The 15,711-nt window shown below is 40.3% G+C and carries 17 protein-coding genes and 1 pseudogene (1 of these 18 cut by a window edge); 5 read left to right on the top strand and 13 right to left on the bottom strand.

The window, feature by feature from the left end; all coding sequences use genetic code 11:
• Positions 1 to 63: 63 nt before the first annotated feature.
• Entirely contained in the window at positions 64 to 1,143 is a 1,080-nt protein-coding gene (locus tag ABZM97_RS03410; RefSeq protein WP_367387217.1) for a DNA sulfur modification protein DndB, read from the bottom strand.
• A 213-nt stretch (positions 1,144 to 1,356) separates the two neighbouring features.
• Between ABZM97_RS03410 and ABZM97_RS03405 the strand changes: the two genes are divergently transcribed.
• Positions 1,357 to 3,744 (top strand): hypothetical protein, encoded by a 2,388-nt coding sequence (locus ABZM97_RS03405; RefSeq protein ID WP_367387216.1) that lies wholly within the window; start codon positions 1,357 to 1,359, stop codon positions 3,742 to 3,744.
• Between the two features lie 90 nt (positions 3,745 to 3,834).
• Here the strand turns inward: ABZM97_RS03405 and ABZM97_RS03400 are convergent.
• Positions 3,835 to 4,154, bottom strand: a pseudogene (locus ABZM97_RS03400) (nucleotide pyrophosphohydrolase).
• 364 nt (positions 4,155 to 4,518) lie between these two features.
• On the opposite strand from ABZM97_RS03400, the gene ABZM97_RS03395 reads away from it, so the two are divergent.
• Positions 4,519 to 4,953 (top strand): tyrosine-type recombinase/integrase, encoded by a 435-nt coding sequence (locus ABZM97_RS03395; RefSeq protein ID WP_367387215.1) that lies wholly within the window; start codon positions 4,519 to 4,521, stop codon positions 4,951 to 4,953.
• Between the two features lie 115 nt (positions 4,954 to 5,068).
• Here the strand turns inward: ABZM97_RS03395 and groL are convergent, their stop codons facing one another.
• Together groL and groES are read right to left on the bottom strand one after the other, a co-directional pair.
• The gene (gene groL / locus ABZM97_RS03390) at positions 5,069 to 6,706 is read right to left on the bottom strand and encodes a chaperonin GroEL (protein ID WP_367387214.1); all 1,638 of its coding nucleotides are present in this window, start codon (positions 6,704 to 6,706) and stop codon (positions 5,069 to 5,071) included.
• A 46-nt stretch (positions 6,707 to 6,752) separates the two neighbouring features.
• Positions 6,753 to 7,037, bottom strand: coding sequence for a co-chaperone GroES (gene groES, locus ABZM97_RS03385; RefSeq protein WP_003155970.1), 285 nt, complete (start codon positions 7,035 to 7,037; stop codon positions 6,753 to 6,755).
• Between the two features lie 236 nt (positions 7,038 to 7,273).
• Between groES and ABZM97_RS03380 the strand changes: the two genes are divergently transcribed.
• Together ABZM97_RS03380 and ABZM97_RS03375 are read left to right on the top strand one after the other, a co-directional pair.
• Positions 7,274 to 8,008, top strand: coding sequence for a lysostaphin resistance A-like protein (locus tag ABZM97_RS03380; RefSeq protein WP_367387213.1), 735 nt, complete (start codon positions 7,274 to 7,276; stop codon positions 8,006 to 8,008).
• Positions 8,005 to 8,196: a YdiK family protein gene (locus tag ABZM97_RS03375; protein WP_087991312.1), complete on the top strand. Its 192-nt coding sequence runs from the start codon at positions 8,005 to 8,007 to the stop codon at positions 8,194 to 8,196. The genes ABZM97_RS03380 and ABZM97_RS03375 overlap by 4 nt, the downstream gene beginning before the upstream one ends.
• 59 nt (positions 8,197 to 8,255) lie before the next feature.
• Here the strand turns inward: ABZM97_RS03375 and tatC are convergent, their stop codons facing one another.
• The 4 genes from tatC to moaC are packed head-to-tail and all read right to left on the bottom strand — an operon-like array spanning position 8,256 to position 10,357.
• The gene (tatC, locus tag ABZM97_RS03370; RefSeq protein WP_253268864.1) at positions 8,256 to 8,999 is read right to left on the bottom strand and encodes a twin-arginine translocase subunit TatC; all 744 of its coding nucleotides are present in this window, start codon (positions 8,997 to 8,999) and stop codon (positions 8,256 to 8,258) included.
• Between the two features lie 6 nt (positions 9,000 to 9,005).
• Positions 9,006 to 9,179 carry a sec-independent protein translocase protein TatAY gene (tatAY, locus tag ABZM97_RS03365; protein WP_003234072.1) on the bottom strand — a complete coding sequence of 58 codons (174 nt, stop codon included), beginning with the start codon at positions 9,177 to 9,179 and terminating at the stop codon, positions 9,006 to 9,008.
• Positions 9,180 to 9,200: 21 nt separating this feature from the next.
• Positions 9,201 to 9,848 (bottom strand): redox-sensing transcriptional repressor Rex, encoded by a 648-nt coding sequence (locus tag ABZM97_RS03360; RefSeq protein ID WP_087991310.1) that lies wholly within the window; start codon positions 9,846 to 9,848, stop codon positions 9,201 to 9,203.
• The gene (gene moaC / locus ABZM97_RS03355) at positions 9,845 to 10,357 is read right to left on the bottom strand and encodes a cyclic pyranopterin monophosphate synthase MoaC (protein WP_087991309.1); all 513 of its coding nucleotides are present in this window, start codon (positions 10,355 to 10,357) and stop codon (positions 9,845 to 9,847) included. The genes ABZM97_RS03360 and moaC overlap by 4 nt, the downstream gene beginning before the upstream one ends.
• Before the next feature lie 125 nt (positions 10,358 to 10,482).
• Between moaC and ABZM97_RS03350 the strand changes: the two genes are divergently transcribed.
• Positions 10,483 to 12,411 carry an ABC-F family ATP-binding cassette domain-containing protein gene (locus ABZM97_RS03350; RefSeq protein WP_087991308.1) on the top strand — a complete coding sequence of 643 codons (1,929 nt, stop codon included), beginning with the start codon at positions 10,483 to 10,485 and terminating at the stop codon, positions 12,409 to 12,411.
• Positions 12,412 to 12,637: 226 nt separating this feature from the next.
• Here ABZM97_RS03350 and tsaD read toward each other — a convergent pair whose 3' ends face one another.
• The 5 genes in view from tsaD to thiL are tightly spaced (at most 14 nt apart) and all read right to left on the bottom strand, a layout consistent with a single transcriptional unit that may run on beyond the window.
• The gene (gene tsaD, locus ABZM97_RS03345) at positions 12,638 to 13,678 is read right to left on the bottom strand and encodes a tRNA (adenosine(37)-N6)-threonylcarbamoyltransferase complex transferase subunit TsaD (protein ID WP_087991307.1); all 1,041 of its coding nucleotides are present in this window, start codon (positions 13,676 to 13,678) and stop codon (positions 12,638 to 12,640) included.
• Positions 13,671 to 14,126, bottom strand: a complete 456-nt coding sequence (gene rimI / locus ABZM97_RS03340) for a ribosomal protein S18-alanine N-acetyltransferase (protein ID WP_367387212.1) — start codon at positions 14,124 to 14,126, stop codon at positions 13,671 to 13,673. Before rimI ends, tsaD begins: the two co-directional genes overlap by 8 nt.
• Positions 14,127 to 14,135: 9 nt before the next feature.
• Positions 14,136 to 14,825, bottom strand: a complete 690-nt coding sequence (gene tsaB, locus ABZM97_RS03335; protein ID WP_087991305.1) for a tRNA (adenosine(37)-N6)-threonylcarbamoyltransferase complex dimerization subunit type 1 TsaB — start codon at positions 14,823 to 14,825, stop codon at positions 14,136 to 14,138.
• Positions 14,806 to 15,282, bottom strand: coding sequence for a tRNA (adenosine(37)-N6)-threonylcarbamoyltransferase complex ATPase subunit type 1 TsaE (gene tsaE / locus ABZM97_RS03330; RefSeq protein WP_202328403.1), 477 nt, complete (start codon positions 15,280 to 15,282; stop codon positions 14,806 to 14,808). The genes tsaB and tsaE overlap by 20 nt, the downstream gene beginning before the upstream one ends.
• Before the next feature lie 14 nt (positions 15,283 to 15,296).
• Positions 15,297 to 15,711, bottom strand: the 3' end of a protein-coding gene (gene thiL, locus ABZM97_RS03325; RefSeq protein ID WP_087991303.1) for a thiamine-phosphate kinase. 563 nt of this gene lie beyond the right edge of the window; 415 of the gene's 978 nt are visible here — the last part of the coding sequence; its start codon lies off the right edge, out of view; the stop codon is at positions 15,297 to 15,299.

Raw genomic sequence — 15,711 nt, 5'->3', positions numbered from 1 at the left:
CTTATTTATCGATTTAATAAAAATAAGCGGCTTAATATTAATTGAGCCGCTCTCTCTTATTACTTATTTCAATGTATTCTTTAAAGCCTCATATACACCATTAATCCCTGCACTAGTACCAGTAAATACAAACTTATTTTTTTCTGGAATGTAGCTACCACCATAACCTTCCCATACAGAACTACTGTGAGACCAATCGATAGTACCTAATTTTTTTATTTCACTTTGCCAATCGAGGTTATTTTGTTTATAAATCACTTCGTTTAAGTATTTACCAATACCTTGCAGAGTAGCCGCTGTACCAATAATATACTTTTCGCGATTCGAAGCATCTTCAGGTAATACCTCGAAAAGTAAGTTAATAATTTCATCCAATGTGTTGTAGAAATCATTATAAGTTTCGATGTTTAACAAGCCTTCTTTATCTTTATTTGACCCAGTAAGGATATAACATAACATGTTCCTCAATGTTGAAAGAACCATAATTTGATTATTATTACCACGTATTTGAGTTTTTTCCGTTTCTACATTTAATCGTAATAACTGCTCGTTATTTTTTGCTAAATCTTTGGACAATCTATTGTATTGATCACTGGAATCAAAATTTAATGCAATAGATTTGTTAGGCTTACCAGCCAACAAATTCAAATCATGGAATAATTGTTGTTCCCCTTTTTGATCAATATTAGTGAAAATCACAACTGGTATAGTCATATTTTCAAGTAAGTGGAGCTTTTGCAAAAGATTTTCTCTTTCAGTATTGTTATTAGCATTTTCAATATTCTCTTTTAATGTGGCAATAGCCAATTTTATTGCTTCAGAACGATGTTGTCCATCATTAATAGAAAAAACAGTGCTAATATCCACATCAATAGTAGATTCTTCATCATTGTATTCAATTTCATTCTTACAAGTAACAGTAATTGCACTTAGAAACGTCATTCTTTTTTTATCGATTCCATCTAAAATGTACTTTGCGATAGATTTAACACGCGGCTTACTTAATTTACGTTGAACTTCCGGAAAAACTTTAAAAAAACTTTCAATTTTATTAAAAGGAATCATTGTAACAAATGTATCTCTTCCAAACTGATTTCCCTTTGATCCTTTAAATGAAATCTTAATTGAGTTTAATGTAGACATTTTACCACCTCTAATTAGTATGAGTTTAATTTACCATTCATACGAATTAATAGCAACTTATTTTTTATTTTTAGTCAAGCCGCTCGAAAATTTAATTGTAATTACCAGCGGCTTAATAAATAATGTGTTTTTTTAAAAAAAGTTTGACAAATAAATTCCGTTGAGGTTTAATAAAAAAACGAGCCGCTCGATTATTTAAGGAGGAATTTTAATATGCTTACTTTAAATGAACTACATATTACCTCAGCTGAGGTTAAAGAGATTTGCAATATTGAGAAAAGTCAAGACCTTATTTTTTTCTTAGAAAAGAAAGGCTTTTGGAATGACGATAAAGTATGGAGATATTTAGGTGACACTGAAAATAACTACTCCAGCATCGGCAACCAACAAAGCCACCCCGTTTCTTCTATTGTAGAGAAAGTTGTAAATTCATTTGATGCAATCTTAATGAATACTGGCAAAATGATGGGGATTGATTTATTCAATATTCAAGACCCTACTAAAACTAAAGAAAATATCTTGAAGTATATTCAAGAATGCAATAGCACAGCTTCCGATGTAAAAAAAATCAAGGACGATGTTTCACGGTTAGTTGCAATATCTTTAACAGGTGCCAAGAATCCCCATAACCCAAATGTTACAATTGCAGACCAGGGAGAAGGACAAACACCTGATAGTTTACCAGGTACTATTTTGTCATTAGGCAAAAGTAATAAGATTCGCATTCCGATCGTTCAGGGAAAACATAATATGGGCGGGAGTGGAGTAGCGAAGTTTACTGAGCTACAAGTTATCATTACTCGTAAAAATCCAACATTAATCGATTCCACAAATCCTCGTGATAATCACTGGGCATTTACGGTAATCAGACGAATACCCCCTACTGGAAATATGCGGAGTTCTGTAGTGGAATATTTGGCACCTATCGGGGCAGATAGAAGTCCGAAGAGAGGGGCAATTTTAGGGTTTGAAGCAGATTCATTTCCTATTATGCCTGATGCAACAACTTTATCTGGGGCAGAAGTAGAATATGGTACATTTATTAAACTGTTTGATTATGAGATTGGCTCGCATAAGACTAGTATACTTTTAGATAATGGCTTAGGTCACGCTATTAAAATACGTTTACCAAAAATGACTATACCAGTTCGTTTTTGTGAATTCCGCGCCTTTAGCGCCCAAGGATCTAAAAATGTATTCGCAGATGGATTATTAGACTACTTCGTTTCTCGTAAAGGAGATTTAGAGTCTGGTTTCCCAACTCATAGTACTATGACAGTACATGGGGAAACTTTAAAATGTTCTACTTATGTCTTTAAAAGAGGTGCTCTTTCGAAATTCTTACGTGGTACAGGAGTTATTTTCTCTTTAAATGGCCAAACTCATGCAATGCTAGATAAGGCTATTTATTCACGGAAGCGACTTAAACTAAATGAAATTAAAGATGATACATTAACAATTGTTGATTGCTCTCATTTAACTAATGCAGCAATTGAAAAATTGTTCATGAACAGTCGTGATCGATTAGTGGATTCTCCTTTTGCTGAAGAAGTAAAGAAAGAGTTAGAAAATTATCTTGCATATGAGTCAAGCCTTAAGCAATTAAACGAGACTCGCATTCAAGAGATGATTAAAAATAGTATGGCTGATAATAAGCCTTTAGCAGATGCTTTAAAGAAAGTCGTTAAAAATACAGAAGTATTAAAGCAGTTATTAGATTTGGGGATTGATATTCCAAATGACGGCGGGATTGGTACTGGTAATAGCGAGGAGCAAGGAAATGGCACAGAGAATTTTGTAGGCAAAGAGACTCCAACCTTCTTTAGATTTTATGGCCATCAAGATGAAGATGTCTTGAAAGGCAAAAATCAAGAAGGGAAAAAATCTCGCATAAAATTTGAAACAGATGCAAACAATGATCTTTTCACTCGAGAAGGAAGTGATTGGAAAAGCCAATTATTTTTAATCCAGCCAGATACGGTACCTTCTCCTTTAGATTACACTCTAAATCTTAAAAACGGGGTAGCATCCCTTTCATTTAATATTCCAATTATTTTTATGGAAAATGAGGTAGTGAAATGTCAATTTGATGTTATGAGTGATTCAGCACACGAAGGATTCAGTAATGTATTCGAGCTTAAAATCGTTAAGCCTTCTGAATCCTATGGCGGGGGTGGAGGTGGTGGCAACAAAGGAAATAACGGGGGTAAAGGAAATGCTCCGTCAAAAAGTAAATTAAAGCTACCAAATATGGCCACTGCTACTAAGGAAGAATGGGAAAAATATAATTTTAATGCTAAGCGAGTACTTAAGATTATTGATAGCACAGATTCTTTAACCTTTGTGTTCAATGCAGATAACACGGTATTGAAATCAGAGATAAGTTCCGCTCGTCAAAGCTTTAAAGACTTAACTAAAAGTAAGTTTATCTATGGTATGACTATGTTAGGGCTAGCAGCATATTCTCTGGTAAAAGAAGAAAATGAGAATTCAAAAGGATTTAACAGTGTAGAAGATGTAGAAAAGATATGTGAGGCATATGCTCCGTTTATTATTCCTACATTAAATATGTTAAATTCTATGACCGGAGCAGAAAACTGATTCTCCTAATACATTGACTAATCTAAAGCACGTGCAAATACTTAGCACGTGCTTGTTTATTTCTTTCCAAAATGAGATACGTTATGAAAGTTAAAGTTCATTATATTTTTTGTTTGTACCGTATGATTTCTCCACAGGGTACTTTTCAGCATTCATTGCTAGTTTTGAATAAACCGCCTCTTCTAAACTTATATCTAACCGATCGCACAGAAGAAGTAAGTAAATCATTACATCTGCTATTTCTTCTCTTATTTCCCTAAATTTCATTTCTATTGCTTCCTCACTGGATTTCCATTGGAAATTTTCCAGAAATTCACCAGCTTCTAAATTTAAAGAGATAGCTAAATCCTAAACTTCTCCCAATCTCTTTCATCTCTAAACTTTAACACTGCTTTTTTTAAGTTATCCATAAATGTACCTCCCATTAATTAGACCTAGTTGAATAATTTTTAATATATTATCATTTCTTTCCCTCTAATTAAAATGCTGTTAAATTTGTAGCTTTTGAATCCATGGCCTTTAAAAAATGTATTCGCTCAATATCAGTTTCTCTGTTTTGTTTTATCTATGTTTCTCATAATGGGTGGTGATTATCAATAAAACTGTCTTTCGTTTATGTAGCTTTTTGAACAATTTTATTGTAGGCACTTTAGCAAACTTCCCACTCGTATCTCGTTCGCATTCTCTGCATACTAAATTCCAAACACCATAAGATCATTTTTTCATTTTAACATTTTCATATTATCCAAGATAAAAAATAAAAAGATAGGGTCTTTGGTTCCTATTTTAACGCCAAAGACAAAGGGATCTGTCCGTTCAATCAAGATTGATGAAATGCTGATTAACATGTTAAAAAAGCATCGGCTTAAACAAAATGAAATTAAATTAATAAACAGACTTGTTTACCAAGATAACGGATTTATTTTCGCTCGAGAGGATGGCCATCCAGAACTAAGAAAAGTTGTTGAGACCCGGCTTAAAAGGCTTCTGAAAAAAGCAGAAATAGAAAAGAACATTACCCCACACTCATTTAGACATACCCATACTTCATTATTGATTGAAGCTGGAGTCGGTATTAAAGAAATACAACAGCGGCTAGGACATACGGATATTAATACTACAATGAATATCTATGCTCATATGACCGCCAATATGGAAGAAAAGGCCTCCCAACAGTTTAGCAAACTGATGAAAGACCTTCTCCTATAGTTAGCTTTTCATTTGTCATGGATTCGGTGTTTTTTAGAAAACGAGGACAAATCCGAGGACAAGAAAAGCGTATTATCATTTTAGACGTTGATATAACAAGGTTTTAAAACCCTTATTACATCATGCCGCCCATACCGCCCATGCCGCCCATATCAGGCATACCAGCACCGCCGCCGGCATTCTCTTCCGGCTTGTCAGCGACAACGGCTTCAGTTGTTAACAACATAGCCGCTACAGACGCAGCGTTTTGCAGTGCAGAACGTGTCACTTTAGTTGGGTCAACGATACCTTTGTCGATCATGTTTACCCATTCGCCAGTTGCAGCGTTGAAGCCTACGCCGATTTCTTCGTTTTTGAGGCGTTCAACGATGACAGATCCTTCAAGTCCAGCGTTGTGCGCGATTTGACGAATTGGCTCTTCAAGCGCGCGAAGCACGATGTTGATACCTGTTTGAGCATCGCCTTCAGCTTCAACTGCAGCCACTTTGTTATATACGTTTACAAGCGCTGTACCACCGCCGGATACGATGCCTTCTTCAACAGCTGCGCGAGTTGAGTTGAGGGCGTCTTCGATGCGAAGTTTACGCTCTTTCAGCTCAGTTTCAGTCGCAGCGCCGACTTTGATGACAGCTACGCCGCCAGCAAGTTTCGCAAGACGCTCTTGTAATTTTTCTCTGTCAAACTCAGAAGTCGTTTCTTCCACTTGAGCGCGGATTTGAGTCACGCGGGCAGAAATTTTGTCTGTTTCGCCAGCGCCTTCAACGATTGTTGTGTTTTCTTTTGTAACGACAACTTTAGAAGCGCGTCCCAATTGTGTGATTTCAGTTGATTTCAGGTCAAGGCCGAGATCTTCTGTGATGACTTCTCCGCCAGTAAGAACAGCGATGTCTTCAAGCATTGCTTTACGGCGGTCACCGAAGCCAGGAGCTTTGACAGCAACTGCGTTGAATGTGCCGCGAAGTTTGTTCACAACAAGAGTTGCAAGCGCTTCGCCTTCAACATCCTCAGCGATCAGAAGCAATGGTTTGCCTTGCTGAACAACCTGCTCAAGCACAGGAAGGATTTCTTGAATGTTTGTGATTTTTTTGTCTGTGATTAAGATGTAAGGATTGTCGAGAACCGCTTCCATCTTATCAGAGTCAGTTACCATGTAAGGAGACGCATATCCGCGGTCGAATTGCATACCTTCAACAACTTCAAGCTCAGTTGTGAAGCCTTTAGACTCTTCGATTGTGATAACGCCGTCGTTTCCTACGCGCTCCATTGCTTCAGCGATAAGGCTTCCGACTTCCTCATCAGCAGCAGAGATCGCAGCAACCTGAGCGATAGACTCTTTGCCCTCGATTGGCTTAGAAATTTCTTGTAAGTTTTCGATCGCAACCGCTACAGCTTTTTCCATACCTTTACGCACGCCTACAGGATTAGCGCCTGCTGTTACGTTTTTAAGGCCTTCACGGATCATTGCTTGCGCAAGAACTGTCGCAGTTGTTGTACCGTCACCGGCAACATCGTTTGTTTTGCTGGCTACTTCAGCAACAAGCTTAGCACCCATGTTTTCAAACGCGTCTTCGAGTTCGATTTCTTTAGCGATTGTTACACCGTCATTCGTGATTAACGGAGAACCGAATTTTTTCTCTAGAACCACGTTGCGTCCTTTTGGTCCTAAAGTAACTTTTACAGCATCAGCAAGTGCATCGACACCGCGAAGCATTGCGCGGCGAGCTTCTTCACTAAACTTAATATCTTTTGCCATTTTTACAAAACCTCCTCGAATTTTTAAGTATTTGTTTATTTAAGAATTAGCCGATAACAGCTAAAATGTCGCTTTCACGTAAGATTAAGTATTCAGTACCTTCGTATTTCACTTCAGTACCTGCGTATTTTGAGAAGATAATGCGGTCGCCCTCTTTTACTTCTAAAGCAACGCGCTCTCCGCTTTCTAACACGCGACCTGAACCAGCTGCCACGATTTTGCCTTCTTGTGGTTTTTCTTTTGCAGAATCCGGCAACACAATTCCGCTGGCAGTTTTTTCTTCAGATTCTACGAGTTCAATGACAACGCGATCACCTAATGGCTTTAACAATGTAATAACCTCCTCAATAGTATGAATATGTAATTTTAGCACTCAACACTAAAGAGTGCTAACACAATTCTTATAATAAAGAATCTCACTTCCAATTTCAAGTGATAAGATAAAAAAATTTTCACGCTTACATGATTCTTTTCAGCACCCTTATCCCTTAGCTTTTTCACCCCCGTTCTGATTATGTTACAATAGCTGTAGAGAACGAAACCCATTTAACAAAGGAGTACATATATTTGAGAAAACAGTATTGGTTTATTATTTTGACATACATCATTATGCAGTTTTCCTACATAATTGCGATTCCCTTGTTCTTTAGATTCGGTTATGCCGGAGGACAGCCTACCAAGGAAAACATGCTGCACGCACAAGGATTATGGTCCGTCATCAGCTTTATCGCCTGTCTCATTGTCGTTCTGCTTATTCTAAGAACGGTTCCGAAGACAACGTTGCGAAACGGCCGGAAAGACTCCGTCGGGCTTTCTATCCTTTGGGCGATAGCCGGTTTTTTCATTGCCCTTTTCTCTCAAGGAATAGCAGGCTCTATTGAATATTATATATTCGGCATTGGAAGAGAATCAGAAAATACACAAGCCATTCTTAAAGTCATTCAGGCAGTCCCGCTCATGATTATCGTTTCTTCTATCGTCGGGCCTATATTAGAAGAAATCCTCTTCAGAAAAATCATTTTCGGGGCGCTTTACGAAAAAACGAATTTCTTTTTTGCAGCACTGCTCAGCTCGATTATTTTCGGTATTGTTCACGCTGATTTGAAGCATCTTCTTCTTTATACAGCTATGGGCTTTACCTTTGCCTTCTTGTATGCGAGGACAAAACGGATATGGGTGCCGATTTTCGCCCATGTCATGATGAATACATTTGTCGTTATCATGCAGCTTGAACCTGTTCAAAAGTACCTTGAACAGCAGAGCACACAAATGCAATTGATTATTGGAGGATTATTTCTATGAGAAACCCGGTAGTTTGGGGAATGATCTATTTTGCCGTAGGGTGCATCTTTACTTATCTTGCCGCAAGCTCGCCAGGCAGCATGTGGTCATTTTACTCCATCCTGCTGATGGTGTTCGCCGCTTACAACATCAGCATTTCATTTAAGATGTTCGCCTTTTCATTGAAAATCAAAAAGAACCAGAAATAAAGAAAATCCATTTCTCCGTATGAGAAATGGATTTTTTATTATTGCCCGGAAGACACGTCCTAGTCGGAAGCGCTGTTTTTCTGCGCTTTCCGATAGGCGGCCTTCGATATAAAAATACTGATTTCATATAAAATCAACAGCGGAACAGTGACCATCATATGAGACAAAAGCTCAGGAGGCGTAATCAGGGCAGCGATCACAAGCAGCGCAAAATACGCATACTTTCTGATTTTCGCTAAGAACATGGGTGTCACAATTCCAAGCCTGGTCAAAAACATGAGAATGACCGGCATTTGGAACAACAGTCCGAACGGAATTGTCAGCTGCAGAAGAAAATGAAAATACTCATTAATCCCAATCACCTGATTGACATTCAAGTCCTGAGAGATTCGCTTCATAAAATCAACAACAAAAGGAAATAAAATATAATACGAAAAAGATAAGCCCGCTAAAAACAACAAAACAGAGATCGGAATGTAACCGAGCGTTACTTTTCGCTCTTTCTCATAGAGGCCTGGACTCACAAAAGCCCAAAGCTGATAAAGAATAACCGGGGAGGTCAGAACAATGCCGATGATAAACGCAAACTGCATAAACACAAAAAGCGGATCTGTCAGGTTAAACGCGTTAAGCGTAAGCTCCTTCGCTTCATCTGTTTTTTGCAGATACACAATAATCGGCTTCGCTAAGAAAAATCCCGCGATAAAAAAAACGACAAACGCCAGCGCCACAACCAGCAATCGTTTTCGAAGCTCAGCAATATGCTCCAGCAGCGACATTTGATTCACATTCATTCGTGTCACCCTAACCTACTGATCTTCTTTCTTTTTTTCCTCTTCATCACTCGTTAATCCTTTAGTAGCGTTTTTGAATTCACGAAGTGTGTCTCCCGCTGCTTTCCCCAGTTCAGGCAGCTTTTTAGGACCGAAGATAATTAAAGCAACGATTGCGATAACAGCAAGGCTTCCAGGACCGATCGGCATATGTGGGCTCCTCCTTTCCCTCTATTCGATTTCCTCCAAAACTGAATAATGCTTCAAGAAATAAACCAGTGATTGAAGCTCTACAGCTAAATCTATATGATGAATTCGAATGTGTTCCGGCACATTCAAGCGGGCCGGCGTAAAGTTAAGAATACCCTTGATTCCTAACGCGACTAATCTGTCTGTAATAGGCTGAGCAGCAACTGCTGGCACTGTTAGAATGGCAACTGATTCATTTTTTACGTACTGTTCAAGGTCATTAAGGTTATAGACGGGCACGCCGCCTACCTCAGTTCCTATTTTACTCTCATTTATATCAAAAGCCATAGAAATTTTTGTGTTATTATTTTTTGTGAAATTATAGTGAAGAAATGCCGTGCCCAAGTTCCCGACACCAATCAAGATGACGTCTGTCATCTCATCCTGATCAAGCGTTTTGCGGAAAAAAGACAGCAAATAATCCACGTTATATCCATATCCTTTTTTGCCAAGAGCTCCAAAATAGGAAAAATCCCTGCGAATCGTGGCAGAATCAACCTTTACGGCATCACTGAGTTCAGCGGAAGATACACGCTGTTTTCCTGACGCATGCAGATTCTTTAAAAAGCGATAGTAAAGCGGCAGCCTTTTTGCCGTCGCCTGCGGAATTTTTGATTGATCCTTATTCATTTTTGGTCCTCCAAATTATACTCGGATAGTTCTCTTTTAAAGTCACCGTTTTTCCCGCCTGTCTTTTCCAGCAAGAAAGTAGGGCCGATGACCATCCCCTTATCAAGGGCCTTGCACATATCGTAAACGGTAAGAGCGCACACCGATGCAGAAGTGAGCGCTTCCATTTCCACACCTGTACTCCCTTTCGTTTTGACCTGTGCTTTTATATGAAGTATAACTTCTTTTTCTTTTATTTTCCAGTCGAACGATATATCTACTCCGCTCAGTGAAAGCGGATGGCACATCGGAATGATATTGGACGTTTGCTTTGCCGCCATAATGCCTGCCACTTGTGCAACAGCCAGTACATCTCCTTTGCCGATATCGTGACTTTGTATTTTCTCGTACACTTCATTCTTCATGTGTACGCTTGAAACAGCCGCCGCAGTACGGACAGTCGAAGATTTTTCGCTTATATCCACCATCTGGGCTCTTCCCTGTTCATTAAAATGAGAAAATCCATTCATATTAAAACTCTCCTTAAAAAGATCATACACTATTTTCTTCTCTATGTCTTATTCGGCCAATGTATTGTTTGCTGACTTCTGATTCATAAGCTACACTTAACTTATTATAGCAGAGGTGAAATAATATGATGATCTTACAAGTTAATCAGCTGTCCAAATCATTTGGTGCTGATACTATTTTAAACAATATAAAGCTGGAAGTCAGAAATCGTGATCGCATCGCCATTGTAGGTAGAAATGGTGCGGGAAAATCTACGTTGCTTAAAATTATCGCAGGCCAGCTATCATACGAAAAGGGCGAAGTCATTAAACCGAAAGATATTACAATGGGATATCTCGCCCAGCATACGGGCTTGGATTCTAAGCTTACCATAAAAGAAGAGCTGCTGACTGTTTTTGACCACTTAAAAGCAATGGAAAAGGAAATGCGGGCTATGGAAGAAAAAATGGCGGCAGCTGATCCCGATGAATTGGAAAGCATCATGAAAACCTATGACCGGCTTCAGCAGGATTTCAAAGATAAAGGCGGCTATCAATATGAAGCGGATGTCAGATCTGTGCTGCATGGCCTCGGCTTCAGCCATTTTGACGATTCTACACAGGTGCAAAGCCTCAGCGGAGGCCAGAAAACAAGACTGGCCCTAGGCAAGCTTCTGTTAACACAGCCTGATTTGCTCATTCTTGATGAGCCGACAAACCATCTCGATATTGATACACTAACCTGGCTTGAACATTATTTGCAGGGCTATTCAGGCGCCATTCTCATCGTTTCTCATGACCGCTACTTTTTGGACAAAGTGGTAAACCAAGTATACGAGGTATCTAGAGCGGAAAGTAAAAAGTATCACGGCAACTACAGCGCTTATCTCGACCAAAAAGCCGTGCAATATGAAAAAGATCTTAAAGTGTATGAAAAGCAGCAGGATGAAATCGCAAAGCTCCAGGACTTCGTAGACCGAAATCTGGCAAGAGCCTCTACCACAAAAAGAGCGCAAAGCCGCCGAAAGCAGCTTGACCGAATGGAAGTCAAGGCAAAACCGCTCGGCGATGAAAAATCCGCAAACTTTCATTTTGATATTACAAAACAGAGCGGAAACGAAGTCCTGCGTGTTCAAGATCTCACAATCAGCTATGAAAACCAGCCGCCGCTTTTAAAAGAAGTGTCTTTCATGCTCACAAGAGGAGAAAGCGCCGCGCTTGTCGGCCCAAACGGGATCGGTAAATCGACATTGCTGAAAACATTAATGGACACCCTGAAGCCAGATCAAGGAACGATCTCATACGGCTCGAATGTCAGTGTCGGCTACTATGATCAGGAGCAGGCTGAGCTGACTTCCTCCAAACGTGTCCTTGATGAGCTGTGGGATGAGTACCCCGGGCTTCCGGAAAAAGAAATCAGAACTTGTCTCGGGAACTTCTTGTTTTCCGGAGATGATGTATTGAAACCCGTGCATTCACTGAGCGGGGGTGAAAAAGCAAGAGTGGCCCTTGCTAAGCTGATGCTTCAAAAAGCGAATTTTCTCATCCTTGATGAACCGACAAACCATCTGGACTTAGATAGCAAAGAAGTTCTCGAAAACGCGCTGATTGATTATCCAGGCACATTGTTATTTGTCTCACATGACAGGTATTTTATTAACAGAATCGCCACAAGAGTCTTGGAGCTATCTTCAAACCATATAGAAGAATATCTGGGCGATTACGATTATTATACGGAGAAAAAAACAGAACAGCTTGAACTGGAGAAAATGAATCAGCAAGAGGAAACAGAAAAAACGCCCGCCACGGTAAAGTCTGACTCCAAACGTTCCTACGAAGAAGAAAAAGAATGGAAAAAGAAAGAACGCCAACGGCTCCGGCGGATTGAAGAAATTGAAACCACTGTTCAAACCATTGAAGAAAACATCAGCCGCAATGATGAATTGCTTTGTGACCCGGAAGTCTTTAAAGATCACGAAAAGGTACAAGACATCCATGCAGAAAACGAGAAACTCAATCAGGAGCTGGAGATTCTTTTATCCGAATGGGAAGAACTATCCACAGAAGAAGCTTAAAAAAAGTCAAGCACCTCTTTTTTGAGGTGCTTTTTATCCACAGAAAATAACCTTTTAGGCAAACAAAGTAAGCGCTTTATACACATTATCCACAAAATATTCTGAATTTATCCACTTTATTAACAGTGTCTTCAGCCCTTTATCCATCTATATCTCCATAATTACTCACAGACATGTGGATAAATTGAGAATTATCTGTTAATAAAAGATAAAAAGCCTCACGCCATTATATCGTGAGACTTTGATAAGAAGTCAATTCAAGGCCAGGCTGGCCATTCATATCATATGAACCGCGAATCCCCTTCTCAAAAGCAATGGTACCAGCCGCAGCAATCATCGCAGCATTATCCGTACACAACGCTAACGGAGGAATGACAAGCGCAATACCTTCATGCTGTGCAAATTCCTTTTCTAGTGCTGCTCTGAGTCCTCTGTTTGCAGCTACTCCACCAGCTAAAAGGACCTGTTTAACACCATATTCCTTTGCCGCACGCGCCGTTTTCGTCACCAAGACATCAATTACGCTATTTTGGAAACTGGCAGACAAATCTTCCGGAGCAATCTCCTGTCCTTTTTGAGACGCATTATGAAGCGTATTAATCACGGCAGACTTCAACCCGCTGAAGCTGAAATTGTAAGAGCCTTCTTCAAGCCATGCCCGAGGAAGCGGAATATTGCCATTCCCTTTTTCAGCAAGCTTATCAATTTGCGGTCCGCCCGGATACGGCAGTCCCATTGTTCGCGCCACCTTGTCATAAGCTTCACCCGCTGCATCATCGAGCGTTTCCCCAATGACTTCAAATGATCCGTGTTCCTTCATATAGACCAATTCCGTATGGCCCCCTGAAACGACCAATGCCAATGCCGGAAACACGATCTCTTCTACAAGACGATTCGCGTATATATGACCGGCTATATGATGGACGCCAATTAACGGAATGTTATGCGCAAAGCTCAATGCTTTAGCAGCGTTCACTCCGATAAGAAGCGCTCCCACCAATCCCGGACCTTCAGTTACTGCAATCGCGTCAATATCACTATACGTCATGTCAGCTTTACGAAAAGCCTCTTCTATGACCAAAGTAATCTGCTCAACATGATGTCTTGAAGCAATTTCCGGAACAACGCCTCCAAAGCGCTTATGGCTTTCAATTTGAGAGGCCACTACGTTCGAAATGATTTCTTTACCGTTTTTCACAATTGCTGCCGCCGTTTCATCACAGCTTGTTTCAATTCCTAATACGTAAGTCTCTTTTTGCTCACTCATTTATCGTCACCCACATAATTAACGCATCTTCCCCGTTATCAGTATAATAGTTCTTTCTTATTCCGCCGGGCTGCATCCCGAACTTTTTATATAAGCCTTGAGCAGGATGATTAGAAACCCTCACTTCAAGCGAAAGCCGCCTTGCGTCTTTTTCTTTGCACAGTTCCATCGCTGAGCGAAAAAGCGTTTCTCCTAAAGACTGGCCGCGATACTCCGGTTTGATCGCGATATTCGTAATTTGCGCATCGTCCATCACAATCCAAATCCCGCAATACCCAGCAACATGGCCGTTCTTTTCAATCACGAGATAATGAGCATACGGATTTTCCACCAGCTCATGGTAAAACGAATCCTTTGTCCACGGAGACGTAAAGGAGGATGTTTCGATTTCGTATACGTGATCAATATCATCATGCCGCATGTTTCTAACCGCTGCTTTTGTTTTCATCCTATCCCCCTACTTTTGACTTTCAATCCATTTCGCTTCAGCTTCCGCCAGCCGCAAGTATTCCGGGACAAGGCCGTGAACATCAGCTGCTTCTTTTTCCGCCCCTAGAAAACCCAATTCTGAAGGACGCGGGTTATGCTGAGCAGCAGCTCCAATGATTCCTTTTGGTCCAAGCACATCCTCTATCATCTGCTTGTGAATGGAAGTATCATGACCTAAAAACAAAACAGGGCGTTCTTTTTCTTTTAGCATCTCCAGCCAATCGGCCAGCATCACATTTTGATCAGGAACAACTTGAACCAAAAGCCCGTTTTTGTATTCATACAGACCTGTATACACCTGTCCACGTCTGGCATCAAAGATAGGGCTGATCAGCCCGTCAAAATGCCGTCCATTTGCCGAAAGCGCCTCAAGGCTTGATACAGCAGTAATCGGAATGTGTAAAGACCAGGCAAGCGTTTTTGCGAGCGTCACGCCAATCCTGACTCCTGTGTATGAACCAGGTCCTTTCGCAACCACAATTTTAGAAAGATCCTGCGGTGTCATCTCACAATCCTTCAGCAATGAATGAACAGCAGGCATCGCTCTTACAGAGTGGTTCTTTTTCAAATATGTAATGTGTTCTGCTATGACGGTGTCTTCTCGAAGCAGCGCAATGCCCAACGTATAATTTGATGTATCAATTGCTAATATTGTCATGTCCACTTATCTCCTCACAAAGCATTTCATACCGATTCCCGTCAGCAGTAAAGGTAATTTCCCGCTCATCATCGCCTGCTCTTTTAATGACAATCTGCAGTCGCTCCTTCGGAAGCTGCTCTTCAATTAAATGAGCCCATTCAACGAGGCAGACACCTTGTCCGTGAAAATATTCGTCAAGTCCCAAATCCTCACTTTCATCTTCCATTCTATACACATCCATATGATAAAGAGGAAGTGTGCCATCGTTATATTCTTTTATAATTGTAAAAGTCGGACTGTTTACAACACGTGTAATTCCAAGTCCTTCCGCAAAACCTTTCGTAAAAGTCGTTTTTCCGGCCCCTAAATCGCCCTCTAATGTCAGGACGTCTCCCGGTTTAGCAAACGATGCCGTCAGCTTAGCAATCGCTTTTGTATCTTCAGGATTTACAGTTCTCCACTTTAATTGCTTCACACGAGTCACCCGTCTTATTTAAAATGATTATATCCTTTTTTTTCTATGATCTTTGATGTTTTATCTGTTTTTAGGATCACGTTGGATTCAGTTTTTTCTCTGACATGACCAATCTTTGTAATGGGCAGTTGACGTGTTTCGCACTCTTGCTTCAACACTTCCCATTCCTCCTTTGAAACCGTCCCTGTCAGCTCAAAATCCTCACCGCCAAACAAAGCCCACTCTTTCCAGTTATGATGGAGCTTAGGCAAGTCAGAATGGACTGGCAGCATGCTTTCATCGATTTCAATTGAAACACAGCTGGCTTCCGCAATCTCATTTAATTCACTTGCTAATCCGTCACTAATATCATTTAAAGCTGCCCGCTGAACATTCGAGCATAATCTGCCGATGCTTACTCTCGGCTGAGGCCGTTTATGCCTGTTGATA

Origin of the sequence: Bacillus vallismortis (genome assembly GCF_040784915.1) — a bacterium.
GTDB lineage: Bacteria > Bacillota > Bacilli > Bacillales > Bacillaceae > Bacillus > Bacillus subtilis_G.
Note: the sequence above shows the minus strand (reverse complement) of the source record. Positions and strands in the feature narration are given on the sequence as shown.

Coding starts and splice junctions, on each gene's coding strand:
- ABZM97_RS03410 (WP_367387217.1), bottom strand. CDS start 1,143: ATGTCTACATTAAACTCAATTAAGATTTCATTTAAAGGATCAAAGGGA.
- ABZM97_RS03405 (WP_367387216.1), top strand. CDS start 1,357: ATGCTTACTTTAAATGAACTACATATTACCTCAGCTGAGGTTAAAGAG.
- groL (WP_367387214.1), bottom strand. CDS start 6,706: ATGGCAAAAGATATTAAGTTTAGTGAAGAAGCTCGCCGCGCAATGCTT.
- ABZM97_RS03375 (WP_087991312.1), top strand. CDS start 8,005: ATGAGAAACCCGGTAGTTTGGGGAATGATCTATTTTGCCGTAGGGTGC.
- tatAY (WP_003234072.1), bottom strand. CDS start 9,179: ATGCCGATCGGTCCTGGAAGCCTTGCTGTTATCGCAATCGTTGCTTTA.
- ABZM97_RS03360 (WP_087991310.1), bottom strand. CDS start 9,848: ATGAATAAGGATCAATCAAAAATTCCGCAGGCGACGGCAAAAAGGCTG.
- moaC (WP_087991309.1), bottom strand. CDS start 10,357: ATGAATGGATTTTCTCATTTTAATGAACAGGGAAGAGCCCAGATGGTG.
- ABZM97_RS03350 (WP_087991308.1), top strand. CDS start 10,483: ATGATGATCTTACAAGTTAATCAGCTGTCCAAATCATTTGGTGCTGAT.
- tsaD (WP_087991307.1), bottom strand. CDS start 13,678: ATGAGTGAGCAAAAAGAGACTTACGTATTAGGAATTGAAACAAGCTGT.
- rimI (WP_367387212.1), bottom strand. CDS start 14,126: ATGAAAACAAAAGCAGCGGTTAGAAACATGCGGCATGATGATATTGAT.
- tsaB (WP_087991305.1), bottom strand. CDS start 14,825: ATGACAATATTAGCAATTGATACATCAAATTATACGTTGGGCATTGCG.